Source organism: Senegalimassilia sp. (assembly GCF_977052095.1).
In genome coordinates this window covers 1-15,206 of sequence record NZ_CDRSTZ010000053.1, presented here as the reverse complement: position 1 = coordinate 15,206, position 15,206 = coordinate 1, and the positions used below count along the sequence as shown (strand labels likewise).

12 protein-coding genes, 1 tRNA gene and 1 pseudogene are annotated in these 15,206 nt (G+C 63.3%); 12 read left to right on the top strand and 2 right to left on the bottom strand.

Going from position 1 to position 15,206, the window contains the following annotated elements; genetic code table 11:
• From ACWI6D_RS08310 to ACWI6D_RS08295, 4 genes are all read left to right on the top strand, one after another.
• On the top strand, positions 1 to 219 hold a 219-nt coding region (locus ACWI6D_RS08310), incomplete at its 5' end, for a hypothetical protein (RefSeq protein ID WP_449134335.1).
• Positions 220 to 278: 59 nt separating this feature from the next.
• Positions 279 to 353, top strand: a tRNA-Thr gene (locus ACWI6D_RS08305).
• 325 nt (positions 354 to 678) lie between these two features.
• Positions 679 to 906 (top strand): hypothetical protein, encoded by a 228-nt coding sequence (locus tag ACWI6D_RS08300; protein ID WP_449134334.1) that lies wholly within the window; start codon positions 679 to 681, stop codon positions 904 to 906.
• 409 nt (positions 907 to 1,315) lie between these two features.
• Positions 1,316 to 2,632, top strand: coding sequence for a glycosyltransferase family 2 protein (locus ACWI6D_RS08295; RefSeq protein WP_449134333.1), 1,317 nt, complete (start codon positions 1,316 to 1,318; stop codon positions 2,630 to 2,632).
• Positions 2,633 to 2,722: 90 nt separating this feature from the next.
• On the opposite strand, the gene ACWI6D_RS08290 is transcribed toward ACWI6D_RS08295, so the two are convergent.
• A complete protein-coding gene (locus tag ACWI6D_RS08290) occupies positions 2,723 to 3,529 on the bottom strand; it encodes a ComF family protein (protein ID WP_449134332.1) in 807 nt (268 codons plus the stop codon).
• Between the two features lie 352 nt (positions 3,530 to 3,881).
• On the opposite strand from ACWI6D_RS08290, the gene ACWI6D_RS08285 reads away from it, so the two are divergent.
• Together ACWI6D_RS08285 and larB are read left to right on the top strand one after the other, a co-directional pair.
• Entirely contained in the window at positions 3,882 to 4,901 is a 1,020-nt protein-coding gene (locus ACWI6D_RS08285) for a substrate-binding periplasmic protein (RefSeq protein WP_449134331.1), read from the top strand.
• Between the two features lie 194 nt (positions 4,902 to 5,095).
• Positions 5,096 to 6,463: a nickel pincer cofactor biosynthesis protein LarB gene (larB, locus tag ACWI6D_RS08280; protein ID WP_449134330.1), complete on the top strand. Its 1,368-nt coding sequence runs from the start codon at positions 5,096 to 5,098 to the stop codon at positions 6,461 to 6,463.
• 130 nt (positions 6,464 to 6,593) lie between these two features.
• On the opposite strand, the gene ACWI6D_RS08275 is transcribed toward larB, so the two are convergent.
• Positions 6,594 to 9,593, bottom strand: a complete 3,000-nt coding sequence (locus tag ACWI6D_RS08275; protein WP_449134329.1) for an insulinase family protein — start codon at positions 9,591 to 9,593, stop codon at positions 6,594 to 6,596.
• 191 nt (positions 9,594 to 9,784) lie between these two features.
• On the opposite strand from ACWI6D_RS08275, the gene ACWI6D_RS08270 reads away from it, so the two are divergent.
• The 6 genes and pseudogenes from ACWI6D_RS08270 to ACWI6D_RS08245 form a co-directional block, all read left to right on the top strand.
• On the top strand, positions 9,785 to 10,183 hold the full coding sequence (locus ACWI6D_RS08270; RefSeq protein WP_417751093.1) for a hypothetical protein: 399 nt from the start codon (positions 9,785 to 9,787) through the stop codon (positions 10,181 to 10,183).
• Positions 10,184 to 10,207: 24 nt separating this feature from the next.
• Positions 10,208 to 11,359 carry a hypothetical protein gene (locus ACWI6D_RS08265; protein ID WP_449134328.1) on the top strand — a complete coding sequence of 384 codons (1,152 nt, stop codon included), beginning with the start codon at positions 10,208 to 10,210 and terminating at the stop codon, positions 11,357 to 11,359.
• 219 nt (positions 11,360 to 11,578) lie between these two features.
• Positions 11,579 to 12,625, top strand: a complete 1,047-nt coding sequence (gene mreB / locus ACWI6D_RS08260) for a rod shape-determining protein (protein WP_374047757.1) — start codon at positions 11,579 to 11,581, stop codon at positions 12,623 to 12,625.
• A gap of 15 nt (positions 12,626 to 12,640) precedes the next feature.
• Positions 12,641 to 13,762 carry a rod shape-determining protein MreC gene (gene mreC, locus ACWI6D_RS08255; protein ID WP_449134327.1) on the top strand — a complete coding sequence of 374 codons (1,122 nt, stop codon included), beginning with the start codon at positions 12,641 to 12,643 and terminating at the stop codon, positions 13,760 to 13,762.
• A 3-nt stretch (positions 13,763 to 13,765) separates the two neighbouring features.
• On the top strand, positions 13,766 to 14,290 hold the full coding sequence (mreD, locus tag ACWI6D_RS08250) for a rod shape-determining protein MreD (RefSeq protein WP_129424303.1): 525 nt from the start codon (positions 13,766 to 13,768) through the stop codon (positions 14,288 to 14,290).
• Between the two features lie 9 nt (positions 14,291 to 14,299).
• A pseudogene (locus tag ACWI6D_RS08245) lies at positions 14,300 to 15,206 on the top strand (hypothetical protein); the annotation flags it as partial.

Genomic DNA, 15,206 nt, shown 5'->3' with positions numbered 1-15,206 from the left:
AAAGTTGTGCTGCTGGAAACGTTGCAATCGTACCGACACGTTCCCGTTGATCATAATATGCAATTCCTTGTTGAAACTTTCTCGAAGCTTGAATGCGAGGTGCTGAACGATTGGTTCCGGTCTGATGCTCCCATGGATTTGAACATGTGGACCGATGACTTGGTTAGCTTGGTGCCCGATCGTTTGTACCGAGCTTTGGAGATTCCTGGGGCGAAGTGAAAGTCGTGCTTTGAGAAGTCCGGAATTTCACGTACAATAATCAAACCCGAAAATAGCGTGCCGGCATGACGCAACGGTAGCGTAGCAGTTTTGTAAACTGCCTGTTGCAGGTTCGAATCCTGTTGCCGGCTCCATGAAACACCAGGCCAGGGCCTTGCGGGTCCTGGCCTTTTTCGTTTGTGCACCAGTTTGTGCGCCAAATGTGCACCAAGGTCGGATTCCGGGGCTTTTCATTATGAAGATCAAACCTTGCAAATGTTTTGCAGGTTCGACGGCTTGCAACACGTTGAACCTTACGGGGATTGTCTTCGCAATTCGACCGAGAGCGCGCCGGCATGTTGCCGCTAGTCGATATGCTTGCTTTGCACGGTTTCTTGGAGTTCGGGTTGTGGGAATTTCGGCGCTCGAAAATGCTTTGCAGACGTTTGCGAGTAACGTAAGCGAGAACGAATCAAGCGCATGATTCCGGCGATTCGGCTACGGTATTCGGCGTATCAGCTAGTGCAGTTGCGCTGCTTCGCTGCCGCGGTGCTCGAGGTCGTCTTGCTGGTGGGCTTAAATCGCGCGAAATGGGAAAGAGGCGCAGCGCGCGAAGGCGGAAAACACGCGAAGTGGGAAAGGCCAGTTCTGCGCGATGGCGAGAAATTGCTGCTCGCGTCGCACGGAGCCTGGCTTTTCGGGGCATGAGCCGCAGTTGCTCTCGCCGTGCCGAACCTGGCTCTCCTAGGCGCGGGCAGCAATTTCTCGCACCGCATAGGGCTTGGCTTCCCGGGCATGGGCCGCAGTTGCCATAGCCGCCCGTCGCCTGGCGGCTGGCGGAGAATGTGGAGAGCGTGTGCGCAAGAGGTGTGCAAACCCGACAATTCGCGCCGCGCTGGCCATGCAAAAGTGGCAAACGCGCGCAGATGCAGGACAAACGCGAATTCGGCCGCTATAATTCTACAAGTTTGAAACGTTCCGCCTACAGCATGAACCCGAAACGCAATCAGCGCGCGGGACGTTCCCGGCTTCCCTGCGCAAGCATCGGAGGCGGGAAAGCGCCATCAGGGCGCATAGGTCGGCCGCGAAGCGAGTGCGGCCCGTAAAAGGAGCAAAGGTGCTAGATCAGTTCTTCTCGCAGGTTTCGTTTGTTGACATATTCAACTTCTGCGTGTTTCTTGCATTCACCATCTGCTATACGTACCAGCTGTACTACGTGTTCGTGGTTCTTACCCGCAAACCCAAACAGCTGGTAGCGAAAAAGAACCACAAGTTCGCCGTGGTCATCAGCGCGCGCAACGAAAGCGCCGTCATCGGGCAGCTTATCCACTCCATCAAGGTGCAGAACTACCCGTCGGAGCTCATCGACGTGTTCGTTATCGCCGACAACTGCACGGACAACACGGCCGATGTGGCCCGCGAAGCTGGTGCCACGGTGTTCCCGCGCTTCAACTCCGAGCAGGTGGGCAAGGGCTACGCGCTTGATTACGGCTTCAACGTCATTCTCAGCCAGTATTCCGATCGTGGCTACGAGGCCTACTTCGTGTTCGACGCCGATAACGTGCTTGACGTGAATTACTTCCGCGAAATGAACAAGACGTTCGACAACGGTGCCGTGGCCTCCACCAGCTACCGCAACTCCAAAAACTACGACAGCAACTGGATTTCCGCAGGTTATGCCGTGTGGTTCCTGCGCGAGGCGAAGTTCCTCAACCAGGCGCGCCTGACGTTGAACACCAGCTGCGCCATCTCGGGCACCGGCTTTTTCATCTCGGCGAAGGTCATCGAGCGCAACGGCGGCTGGAAGTGGCATCTGCTTACCGAGGACATCGAGTTCTCGGCGAACTCCATCTTGGAAGGCGAGCGCATCAGCTACACGCCCACGGCCATCCTCTACGACGAGCAGCCCATCACGTTCCGCGATTCGTGGAACCAGCGCTTCCGCTGGGCGAAGGGCTTCTACCAGGTGTTTTGGCACTACGGCGCGCGCCTGGCGAAAGGCATCGTCACCAACCCTAAGGGCAGCCGCTTCGCGTGCTACGACATGCTCATGACCATTGCGCCCGGCATGCTGCTGACCATCATCAGCGTCACGTTCAACGCCATCATCATCGCGCTGGCTGCGGCGGGCATGATGTCGACGGGCGTCATGGTGGCCTCGTCGGTGTCGTCGATTTGCTTCTGCCTGATGAACTACCTGGTGTTCATGTTCATGTTCGGCGTGCTTACCACGTTCGTGGAATGGGACTCCATCCATTCCACCACGGCGAAGAAGATTCGCTACATGTTCACGTTCCCGTTCTTCATGCTGACGTACGTGCCCATTGCACTGGTGGCGTTGGTGAAGAAGTGCAACTGGAAGCCCATCAAGCACTCCATCAACGTTGATGTGCAGGAGTTCGCGGAAAGCGAGTCGCGTCGCGAGCGCGCGTAAGGGCGTGTGCGTAGGGAAAATCGCAAACAACGAAGTGCAAACGAAAGGCGGCCTGCGGGCCGCCTTTCTTGCGTAGGGGATGGCGGCTCCTCACACCCGTGCGAACACGAGGCAGTGGAGCGTTTGGGCGCCGGCTGCGCGTAAGGCGTCGCAGGCGGCGGACATGGTGGAGCCCGTGGTGCACACGTCGTCGACAAGCAGCACGTGCGGCGGCACCGTTGCACCTTCGATGACGCGGAAGCTGCCGCTCAAGTTGCCGATGCGCCCTTTGCGCCCGAGGGTGCGCTGGTCAAGCGTGCGCGGTGGTACAAGCAGGCCGACGCGGCGCAGGCCAAGCGCGCAGGCGACCTCGCGCGAAAGCTCGTCGACGTGGTCGAATCCGCGGCGGCGCTTCGCGGCGCCGCTGGCGGGGATGGGCACGCACACGGGCGCGTCAGTCAGCCAGCCGGGCGGCACCTGCGGGGCCATCAGGCACGCCATCTCGCGGGCAAGGCGCCGCTCGCCGCCGTCTTTCCAGCTGCGCACGATGCGCGCGGCCGCATCGTCGTAGGTGACGGCGGCGGTCATGCCGTCGAACGCAGGGCGCCTGCGCCCGATGGCGGTCAGCATCACCTCGTTGCACTCGCAGCACTGCAGCCGTCCGAACGGCGCGCCGCAACGCGGGCAGGCGCGCCACCAATCCACGTAGCGAAGCGCGGTGCGGCAGTGCTCGCACAGCGGCTCGCCGGGCGCGTCGCACACGGCGCAGCGCGTCGGCCACACGGTTTCGGCCAACGCCTCGGCGGCGCCAAACCCGTACAGGGCAATCGTGTTCGCTATGTTCGCGGCAATGGTCATGCCCTCAAGCGTATCAGCCCAACCTTGCAGGCCTTTTGCGCACATCGCTCCCGCGAGCACGCGAAACCTTGCCCGCGCGAACGCCCCCTGCAGATTCTGCGCATGCTTGTGCCGGCCGGGCGCGCATCTGCTAAACTACTTCCCACTTCTTTCGAGTCTGTAGTTGCGGGCCCTTAGGGCCCTAGTCCATGGCAGATGCGGTCAAAAGGATCCACGTAAGCCGCGCGGCCTCGGCCGCCGACGAGCATGGCGTATCCTAGAGGTAAGACGCACCTTCCGTTTATACGAGCGACATACCGTCGCGACGGAGGAGAGGGCGGCGCGAAAGCTAAACCCCGGTGCGCGAGTGTGGGGTCAAAAACTAGGTCAGTCGAAAGAAGCCTTTTCAAGAACTAGATGGAGGAAGTTCGGTATGAAGCATTTCAAGCGCTTTGCGGCATGTTGCGCTGCGGTTGCGTGCGCGGCGGCCATGCTGCTTACGGCCACGGGTTGCCAGCAGCAGGAGGAGCCCTATTCGCCCCCCGAGGCAACGCCGCAGGTCAGCAAGCCAACCATCGCGCAAGAGGGCGTGCTGCGCGTGGGCGTGAACGCCAGCAACGCGCCGCTGGCCGGGCAGCCTTCCTCTTCCACGAAAATCGTCGGCATCGACGTTGACATGGCGGCGGCGCTGGCCGATCAGCTGGGCCTGAAGCTTGAAGTCACCGATGTGGGAACCGAGGCGGCCTCTGCGTTGTCGTCGGGCAAGGTTGACCTGGTCATGGGCGTCAGCAAGGCCGATTCGTCCGCCACGTTCTGGACATCGGACACGTACCTGCCCACGGCCGTGGCCTTGTTCGCGCAGTCGTCGAACTCCACGGTGCCCACGAACACCGCGGCCACGAAGATTGCCGCGCAGGTGTCGTCGAACAGCGCTTGGGCTGTGACGAACGAGTACGACGACAGCACCATCACCACCACCGACGACCTGAAGAGCGCGTTCTCCTCCTTGCAGTCGGGCCAGGTGCAGTATGTGGCCGCCGATGCCGTGGTGGGCACGTACGTGGCGAACAACGCTGGCATGGATGTGCACATGGTGGCGCTCATGCAGTCCGTCGGCGGGTATTCCGTGGGCGTGCTTGACGGAAACACCCAGCTCAAGCAGGCCGTTTCGAATGCACTTTCCGCGCTGAACAGCAATGGCGTGGCTGCGGTCATTCAGAAGAAGTGGCTGGGCCAGGAAATGGACCTGTCCAACATCAAGCTGACGGCGGGCGCGCTTTCTTCAAGCGATAGCGAATCCGGTAGCCAGGCTTCTGGCAAGTCCGATACCGCTGCCGACACGGCAACCACCACCGACCCCGTTGCCGCGGCGCTTGCCGCCACCACGGCCGGCCGGAATTCCTCCAGCACGGCTGCCAGCGGTTCGGCAACTACTACGACTTCCACGAACTAGCGGCAGGGCGCCAAGCGGCAACCTGCAATCACGCGGCCCTTGCGTACTTCGCAGGGGCCGCCTTGCGTTTGGGCGCGCTATTGCGTAGCGAATTCGTGTACGCTGGCGAACGCTCCTTGACCTGAAGCCAGCTTCAGGTTGTGTAATATTCGCGAAAGCATAGTGAAGCGATTGATGATAGGGAAGGGGATGGCTTGGACGAACGGCGGATGCGCGAAATGCTTGAACGCGTGGCGGCAGGCGATCTTGCGCCTGAGCAGGCGGAAGTAATGCTTGCGGGGCGGGGCTTCACCGATTTGGGCTTCGCGAAGGTTGATACGCAGCGTGCGGCGCGCACGGGCGCGGGCGAGGTGGTGTACGGCGCAGGCAAAACGGCCGAGCAAATCGCCAAGATTTGCCGCGCGCTTGCTGCGGCCGGCCAGCCCTGCGTGCTGGTAACGCGGCTTGACGCGGAAAAAGCCCGCGAAGTCGAGCGTCTCCTGGCGCAGGCCGGTGGCGAAGAGGCTGTCGGCCTTGCGTTCGAGTATCGTCCCATCCCTAAGCTGGGCATTTACGGTACCATTCACGCGCCTGCGCGCGCAAGCTACGTTGCCGTGGCGTGCGCTGGCACCAGCGACCTGTACTGCGCCGAAGAGGCGGCCGTCACGGCCGAGGTGCTTGGCTCGCGCGTGGTGCGCCTGTACGACGTGGGCGTAGCCGGCATCCACCGGCTGCTTGCGCACGCGGACGACCTTGCGGGCGCCGCGGCCATCGTGGCAGTGGCCGGCATGGAAGGCGCGCTGGCAAGCGTGGTGGGCGGCATGACGAAATGCCCGGTCATCGCGGTGCCCACGTCGGTGGGCTACGGCGCCAGCTTCAACGGGCTGGCCGCGCTTCTGGCCATGCTGAACTCGTGCGCCTCGGGCGTTTCCGTCGTGAATATCGACAACGGTTTCGGGGCGGGTTATCAGGCTCATATGATCGAATCGGCGTGCGGAGTCGCGCGCGAAGAAAGGGGCGGCGTCATGAACGCGCTGCGTTGGAATTTGTCGGAGAACGCCACGCGCGCTCAACTTCTGGGTGACACGCTGTTGCAGTTGCCGGAAGGTGCGCGCGAGCAGCTTGAGCAGGCGGCGGCCGCCGCGGGCGTGCCCGAGCGGCACCACCACAATATCGGCGAAGTGCTGGCCACCATCGATACGCTGGCCGTAAGCGACCGCGTGAAGGCCGACTTGCGAGTGGTGTACACCATCCTGGCTGAGGCCGAGGCCGCAGCGCACGGTTGCGCGGTTGGCGAAACGCACTTCCACGAGGTGGGAGACGGCGCGCGCATCCGCAACACGTTGCTGCTGTGTCTGGCTATCGAGCAGGCAAACCCGCAGCGCATTGTGGCAACGCCGGCGCAAACGGGCGAAGGCACGGTGATGTGCGCTCACGGCGAGCTGGCCATTCCCGCGCCGGCCACGGCGGCCATCATCGCGCGCGGCATCCCCACGGCCACCCGCAAACTACCCGGTGAACGCATGACCCCCACCAGCGCCGCCATCATCCTGCACTTCGTGGACGAGTTCGCGGGGGAATAGCGGAAGCAAACTCAACGAACCCCCCCCCGCACGCAAAAGCGCCCCGCATTCCGTTCGGGAATGCGGGGCGCTTGCTATCTCATCACACCCAGCTTGCCAACTCACCCAGCTTCGCAAGCCGCGCGACTCGTTACTCGTTCAGCAAATCCACCACGTGCAGGTCGGCCTTGGCGCTCTCGATGATCTCTTTGTTGCCGAACACGCACAGGGCGCCCTTCGCCAGCACGCCTTCGATGGTGCCGGCTAGCTGGTGCAGCTGCTCGGGCGTGGCATCGATCATCTGCTGGCGCGTCTCGCGGCGCGCCTCGGGGCTGCGGCGGCTAAAGAAATCGCCGTCCTGGCGGCGCACCAGCATGCGCGCCTTCAGCGGCGTGTCGAACCCGGCCACGGTGCTGACGATGTAGCCGTCCATCTCCTCGCGCGTGGGTTCGAACGCCGTCAGCCATGCGGGCGTGGCGTTCATGCGCGCAAGCGTTTCGTCGAGGTGCGGGTCGCGGTACGAATAGAAGCGCACGGTGCCCGAGCGCACGGCTTGGAACCCGGCGCCGTACGCTCCGCCCTTCACGCGCACCTCGTTCCACAGGTAGTCGTACGACAGCACGCGCGACGCGATCTGCCACGCGCCCGTGTACGGCGCGCCGAGCGCGCGGCGGTCGTAGCCGCAGGCCACGTAGCACACGTCGGTGGGCACGACGAACGCCTCGTTGAGCACCTTCGGCTCGGGAACCGCAAGCGCGGCCGCCGGGCGCTCGCTTTCGGGCGCGCAAATGTCCGCGCACTCCCAGAAGCGGTCGAACTCGGCATCGCCGCCGGCAAACGACATGGTAAGGTTTTCCACGCCAAACAGCTTGTGCGATACTTCACCCAGGCGTTTCGCCAGATCATCGGCGCGTTCGTCGAAATGCTCCAGCAAATCTTTCAGGAACTGGTAGAAGCCCACGCCGCCAAGCTGCTGGCGCATCACGCTTGCCGGCAGGAAGTACGACGTCAGGCGCGCCATGGCTGCCGAGTGCCCCGCGTTCGCGAAGCTTTGCTCCATGCCGATGCGGCGCTGCTTGAGCGCGTCGCGAATCTTGCCCGTGTCGGTAAACTGCGTGGACGCCAGAATTTCGCCCGGCAGCTTGGCCAGCCAATCGATGTTCTCCGCCAGCGCCGACGCGCCCGCCACGAACACGGGGCGGAATGTGGCCGGGTCGGCCTCGTCCTCGTAAATCTCGCAGAACACCGAGAAATTGCCCAGCTTGCCGTTCGTGAGCGTGTCGATCTCGGACGCGGTGTGCGAATCTGTGGCCAGCTTGCCCAGCACGATGCCCAGCACGGCCACATACGGCAGGTCTTCGAACGAAAGCGCGCTCATGTCGAAGTAGCGGTAGGCGTACGCCAACCCGCGCGTGGGCAGCGTATGACGAATGCACGGCACCGGCGTGCCCTCCACCAGGCCATATGCGGGCTCTACAGGCGCCGGGCCAATGTCGGCCACCGTCAGCTGCGGCAGCGTTGCCAGCGCCTCAGGCGAATCGGGCGTCTCCTGCAGGCGGCGCAGTTCGGCCACCTCGGCCTCAATGCGCGCGAAATCCTCGGGCGCAAAGCCCTCGGCCACGGCTGCCAGGCGCGCGGCCTCGCCGTCGTCGGCCTGCTTGACCGGGACCACTTCCACCTCGGCCATGTGGCGGCTTTCCAGAAACACGCCGCGGATAAGCTCCTCGAAATACCCCTGGTCAAGCGCGCGGCGCAGGTAAGCGAAGTCGTCCTCGTAGCGCAGGTACGTGGTAGCCAGCGCATCGTCGTACAGCCACCCGCACAGCGCCGACATGGTCAGCGCAACGCCGTCGGCCACGCCGAAGTCGCGCTCGCGCATGACGAACTCGGCGCGCGACAGCGACGCCTCCACCAGCGCATGGTCAAGCCCGCCCGCGGCCAGGCGCGAAAGCTCGTCGTTCACCACGGTGCGGAACCGCTCGCGCGCGTCTTCGCCCAGCCCGCGCAGCTGGATGACCGCGAACGGCTGCTGCACGGAATCGGCCAGGTAAGCCTGCACGTCGCCGGCCAGGCCCGCATCCAGAAGCGCGCGCTTCAGCGGCGCCTCGTTGCTGCCGGCGATGGCGTCAAGCAGGATGTCGCAGGCCACGATGCGCGTGCGCTCGCGCACGTGCCCGATAACGTAGCCCAGCCCCATGCAGGCGTTTTCCGGCGCGGTTGCCATGGTGCGGCGAACGCCCAGCGCGCACACGGGCGCCTGCTCGGGCAACGTGCGCGGTTCAAGCGGCGCCAGTCCGGCCGCCTCGCGCTCGGCAGTGCGTTTCGCCTGTTCAGCGGCCACCGGCGTCAGGTAGCGCTCGTCCAAAAAAGCCAGCATGCGGTCCAAATCCACGTTGCCGTACAGCGTCAGGTAGCTGTTGTCCAGGCGGTAGTGGCGCTCGTGCTCTTCCAGGTAGTGCTCGTAGGTTAGCGTGGGGATAGCCTCGGGCGTGCCGCCGGACTCGAACGCATACGGCGTGTCGGGGAACAGGCTTGCCTGCAGCTGGTCGTACAGCACGCTGGACGCATCGGACAGCGCGCCTTTCATCTCGTTGTACACCACGCCGTTGTACGCAAGCTGCGGCCGCGCAGCCGCGCCGGCGCCGGTTCCTTCGCTATCTGCGCCCGCTTCGCCTTCGCCAGCCTCATCGGCCGCCACCAGCTCGTAGTGCCAGCCTTCCTGCTCGAACACCTGGCGCTTGCGGTAGATATCGGGATGCAGCACGGCGTCCATGTACACGTCGGCCAGGTTCATGAGGTCCTGGTCGTTCGTGGACGCGACGGGGTACAGCGTCTTGTCGCCGAACGTCATGGCGTTCAAAAACGTTTGCATGCTGGTTTTCAACAGGTTGACGAACGGCTCTTTGACCGGGAATTTCTCCGATCCGCACAGCACGGAATGCTCCAGGATGTGAAACACCCCCGTGTCGTCGGCCGGCGGCGTGCGAAACGCGATGGAGAAGGCCTTGTTGTCGTCGTCGTTTTGCAGGTACAGCAGCTTCGCGCCGCTGACGTTGTGCAAAAGCGTGTACGCCGTGCCGTCGATTTCGGGCAGCGGCTCGGCCGTGAGCACGGTAAAACCGTGCAGGTTCTGTCCTTGGACCAGGTCCATGAAGACCGCCTTTCTTACTTATGTATGGCGTTGTTGCATGGCGCTATTGTCGCACAACGGCCGCGCCTCGCGCCGCGCGTTACCGGCGCTCCGTGGTTTTTCTCGCGCACGCGCGGGCCCGGCGCGGCTATCCGATATAATCAGCGGGTAAACGCAGACGGCAAGCAAGCAAAGCAAGGCAGGAGGCCCCCGTGGCGGACGACAAGCGCTTTTCCCACATCACGGTGAATGCCGGCGAAGACGATGACGTGGTCATTCAGGCAGGCGCGTACGCCACAACGCCCCAGGTGCAGGCCGAAGCTGTCGAAGAAATACCTGCTGACCAGGCGCAATGGGAAGCCGAAGCGCCGGCTGGCGAAAGCGAGCCCGCTTACGAGCCCGAGCCGGAACTCGCGTCTGAGCCCGCGACTGCTTTCGAGCCCAAGCCCGCAGCGCCCCAGCACGCCGCCCGCCCGGCCGACGACTACAACGAGCAAACGCTCGAGGACCTGGAAGCCGGCCCCATGTCGGGCATGCAGAAGGCCGTGCTTGCCGGCGTGGCCATCATCATCGTGGCGGCCATCGTGTACTTCACGTGTTTCATGCACTAGTTGCAGCAATAGGAAGGTGAGACCATGTCTAAACACAGCTTCAACGTAGCCCGTGGCGCTCGCAAAGAACAACCTGATCAAGATACGTCGCTTGGCCTGACCGAGGCGTTCGCGCCCATCGGTGCCGGTGGCAGCTATGCCGACAACGGCACGGCCGATGGCGACACGAACCTTGGCCTGACCGAGGCGTTCGCGCCCGTGCCCGCCAGCCACGGCGCGCACGCGGGCGGCTTCAAGTACCAGGGCGACACCAGCGAAGACTACGCTGACCCGGTGGAAAGCTTGGAGCCGCGTGACGAGCCCGTGTTTGGCGACGAGATTCCCGTGCCGTCGCCCGACCCCGTGCACGTGCGCGGCAAGCACGGCCGCGTGGCCGCGGTGGTGGAAGAGCATCCGCACCTGAAGAAGTCGCGCCGCGTGCGCAAGGTGCTGGTGGTCATCGTGGTGCTGCTGATCGCGCTTATCTGCGCGCTGGGCTATTACGCCTGGCAGCTGGCCAACGAGTCCAGTCGCGCCATGGTGCAGCAAACCCAGGCGCAGCAGCAGTCCACCGACGTGGGCAACCTGTCGCAGGACAACTCCGGCAAGGACGCCGCGTCGGCCACGGCGAAGAAAACCGAGGTGCCCAACCTGGCCAGCGTGCTGGGCATGACGCAGGACCAGGCCGTTGAGCAGCTGAAACACGGCGCTACCGTCACGTCCAGCAAAGACGTGAACGAAGAGGGCAACGCCGTGAAGAAAAGCGTCACCATCGCGCTGACCACCGAGCCCGCCGACACGCGTTCCGGCACGCCCAGCGTGTACCTGGGCTTGAACGAGGACGGCAAGATCATCCAGGCGGGCTATTCCGCGGCCACCGCGTCGCTGGGATACGGGTCGCTCAGCTTCGCCGACGCGGTGAAGAACGAGCACGTGGTGGAAAAGACGCTGCGCGACGCGGGCGTGCCCGTGGTCGACGGCGCGGCCACGCTGCCCACCGACAAGACGGCGTACTCCACGTACGCCACCGACGGCACCACGCTGGTGAAGGAGAACTGCTCGTTCGGTGGCCAGGTGGACATCAACGGCGCGTCGCACGACTGGTCAAGCGTGCTGCTGTACGACTACAGCACAGCCAACGCTTCCGGCAACCTAGCCGACACCATCCGCATCATCTACATCTACGTGAACGCCTAACCGCACAAACACAGTAAAAGGTGAACGTGCTTGAAAGAGCGCTTGTGACCGCACGGTTGCGAGCGCTCTTGCTGTTGCTTGGTGCGCACATCGCGGCGAAAAGTCTTAATGCGTGCCCCTGATGGATTTCCTTGCGCATGTGATGAGGGCGCAAATGCCCTGTGCTAGAATCGGGTTTCACTAGAAACGTAGCACAAGGGGTTTGCCTAAATGTCATTCTTGGATTTTTTCTCGGGGCTCACTGGCCAGATGTCGTGTGACATGGCCATTGACCTTGGCACCGCGAATACCCTGGTCGCCATCCCGGGCGAGGGCATTGTGGTCAACGAGCCTTCCGTTGTGGCTATCGAGAAAAGCACGCATCGCGTGTTGGCCGTCGGCCACGAAGCCAAGAACATGATCAACCATACGCCCGACGCATTTTCCGCCGAGCATCCGCTGCATGACGGCGTGGTGGCTGATTACGACGTCACCGAGGCCATGATCAGCGCATTCATCAACAAGGCCGCGCCGCGCAAGTACCCGTGGCAGGCCAAGCCGCGCATCGTCATCTGCATTCCGTGCGGCGCAACCTCCGTGGAAAAGCGCGCCGTGTTCGAAGCGGCCGTGCAGGCGGGTGCGCGCCAAGCATACCTGATCGAGGAACCCATGGCCGCTGCCATGGGCGCCGACCTGCCCGTCACCGAGCCTACCGGCTCCATGGTGGTGGACATCGGCGGCGGCACCACTGAGGTGGCCGTCATCTCGCTTGGCGGCATCGTCACGTCTTCCAGCCTGCGCTTGGCCGGCAACCGCATGGACGAGGCCATCGCCATGCACCTGCGCGACCTTCTGGGCATCAAGATCGGCGAGCGCACGGCCGAGATCATCAAAATCAAGATCGGCTCCATCCTGCCGTTCGAGGACGGCCGCGAACGCGACATGATCATCTCCGGTCAGGACGTCATCACCGAACAGCCCAAGGAAGTCACCATCCAGTCCGAGGATGTGCGCCAGGCGCTCATCGCCCCGTGCGAGGAAATGGTGGTGCACATCAAGGAAACGTTCAAGAAAACGAACCCTGACCTGGCCTCCGACATCATCCAGAACGGCATCCTGCTTACGGGCGGCGGCGGACTTCTTTCCGGTTTGGACCGCTACCTTACCGACAAGCTGGAAATTCCCGTGTGGGTAAGCGAAACGGCGCTGACGAACGTGGTTATGGGCTGCCTGAAGGTTCTTGAAACTCCGCAGGCGCTCAAGCAGACGCTCATGCGCTCGAAATAGGACAAGCCTTAGGTTATGGCACTCAATTTTCAACAACAAGGCTCGGCGCTTATGCGCCGAGTTCTGCTCATTGGGCTTATCGTTGCATCCGTCGTCATGATGACGGTGTACGGGCGCGAAGGCGAAACCGGCCCGCTGCACACGCTGCAGTCGGCTGTGTCCGGCGCGGTCAGCCCGTTGCGCATCGTGGGCGGCTCCATCGAGTCGGCCACTTCCACGGTCGGCGACACGGTGGACAACATCACGGCCGATCAAAGCACGCTTTCGGGCTTGCGCGAATACAACGAGCAACTGGTGCAGCAGTATTCCCAAATGGAAGAGTACAAGCAGGAAGCGCAACGCCTGCAGAAGCTGCTTGACCTGAAAGACACGTACCAGATCGAAGGCACGGGCGCGCGCGTCATCGGGCGCAGCTCCGAGGCTTGGAGCCAGACGGTCATCATCAACAAGGGCTCGGACGACGGCGTTTCCACTGGTCAAACGGTCATGGGCACGTCGGGCGTTGTGGGACAGATCGTGTCCACGTCCTCGCACACGGCAACGGTGCGCCTGCTGACCGACCCGCAGTCGGGCGCGGCGGCCATGGTGCAGTCAAGCCGCGCGGAGGGCATCTTGCGCGGCAGCCTGGTGGGCCTTCTGTACCTGGAAGACCTTGACGCCGACGCCGAGGTGAACGTCGGCGACGTCGTTGTCACGTCGGGCCTCGGCGGCAGCTATGCGCGCGGGCTTATCATCGGCACGGTGGTGAAGGTGGACGCGCAGCAGGGCGACACGTCGCGCCGCGCCGTGGTTTCGCCGAACGACGCCATCTCTACGCTTGAGGACGTGCTGGTGGTATCCAGCGTGGGCTCCGATGCGGACGATAGCGATGATTCGTCTACGTTCAGCTCGAGCTCGTCGACTGCGTCTTCTAGCTCGTCAAGCTCGAACAGTTCTACGTCCGCGAACTCGAACTCGGGCTCCGGTTCCAACAACGGCACCGCTTCGTCAAACGGCTCGAACAATTCAAACGGCTCGAACAATTCAAACGGCTCGAACAATTCAAACGGCTCGAACAATTCAAACGGCTCGAACAATTCAAACGGCTCGAACAGCTCGACGAACGCAAACGACGCGTCGAACGAAGGGGGGCGCTAACCTATGGCAGAGAAGAACAACTTCGTGCTGGTCATCGGCGCCATCGTGGCCTTCGTGCTGCAGATTGCCCTGGCCCCCGCCATCGCGCTGTTCTCCGCGCAGCCGAACTTTCTTCTGGCGTACGCCATCGTGGTGGCCATCGTTATCCCGAACGAGGCGGGCCCGGTGCTGCCGTTTGTCATGGGCCTGCTGTACGACCTGACGGGCACGGGCCCGGTCGGCGGCATGGCGCTTCTGCTGGTCATCGCGTGCTTCATCGCCTCGCGCGTGTTCTCGCTTATGGACAACGACACGCTGTTCATGCCGCTTGCCATCTTCGTCGCCTGCGCGCTTTTGGCCGAGTTGGCCTACGGCATGCTGCTTATGGCGTGCGGCTTGGCGGCAAACCCCGTGGAAGCCCTGGTCACGCGCGCGCTGCCGTGCGCGCTGTACGATTGCGCCGTGGGGCTGGTGCTGTACTTCGTGATGGTGCGCCTTCTGGCGGGCGGTACCCAGGACCGCGGGTTGCGCACGCCGAAGCTTCGCTAAGGAGGCGGCATGCTTTCAGCAATCATCGCCGCTGTTATCGCGCTTATCGTTGTTGCCGCCATTTTGGTGGTGCTGTACGTGGTGTTGCGCGGCCGCAAAACCGAAAACGTCAGCGTGAAGCGCGATGTGCGCTCCATTCAATCGGTGGGCGTGAAGTCGTCGCTGCCCGATTCGCACCGCGTTCCTGCCGGCGGCGTGGCGCGCGGCGCATCGCCCGCTCAACCGGTGGCGAATCCTGCCGACAGCTTGAAATCTCGTTTCGTGGCCGTGGGTATTTTGGCGGGCGCTATCTTCGGCACGCTTGCCACGAAGCTGTGGAGCATGCAGGTGCTTTCCGGCGACGCATTCAAGCGCGAATCGGAAGATAACCAATACACCACTGTGTACACGCCGGCCCCGCGCGGCTACATCCTTGACGCCGACGGCAACGCCATCGTGAAAAACCGCACGTCGCTGACGGTGCTTGCCGACCCCGACGTGGCCGATGACCACGATGTGGTGGCGCGCCTGTCCACGGTGCTTGGCGTGCCCGACGGCATCGTGCGCAAGCGCATCAAGGACTCCACGTCCGGCGCGCAAAGCCAACGCGTGGTGGCAAGCGACGCCAGCATGCGCAACGTGGCGTTCATCGCTGAGCACGCCGACGCGTTCCCGGGCATCACCGTGCAAACACGCACGGTGCGCGATTACCCACACGGCGCGCTGGCGGCGCACGCGGTGGGCTACACGGGCAGCGTCACGGCCGACGACGTGGCCAGCGTGGCCGAAGGCCGCGATTTGGAGCTGGGCGATGCGGTAGGCAGAAGCGGCGTCGAGCAGATGTACGACAACCTGCTTGCCGGCGACCACGGCGAGCGCAAGGTCATGGCCGACGCGCAGGGCAACGTGGTGGAAGTGGTCAGCGAAACGCAGCCTG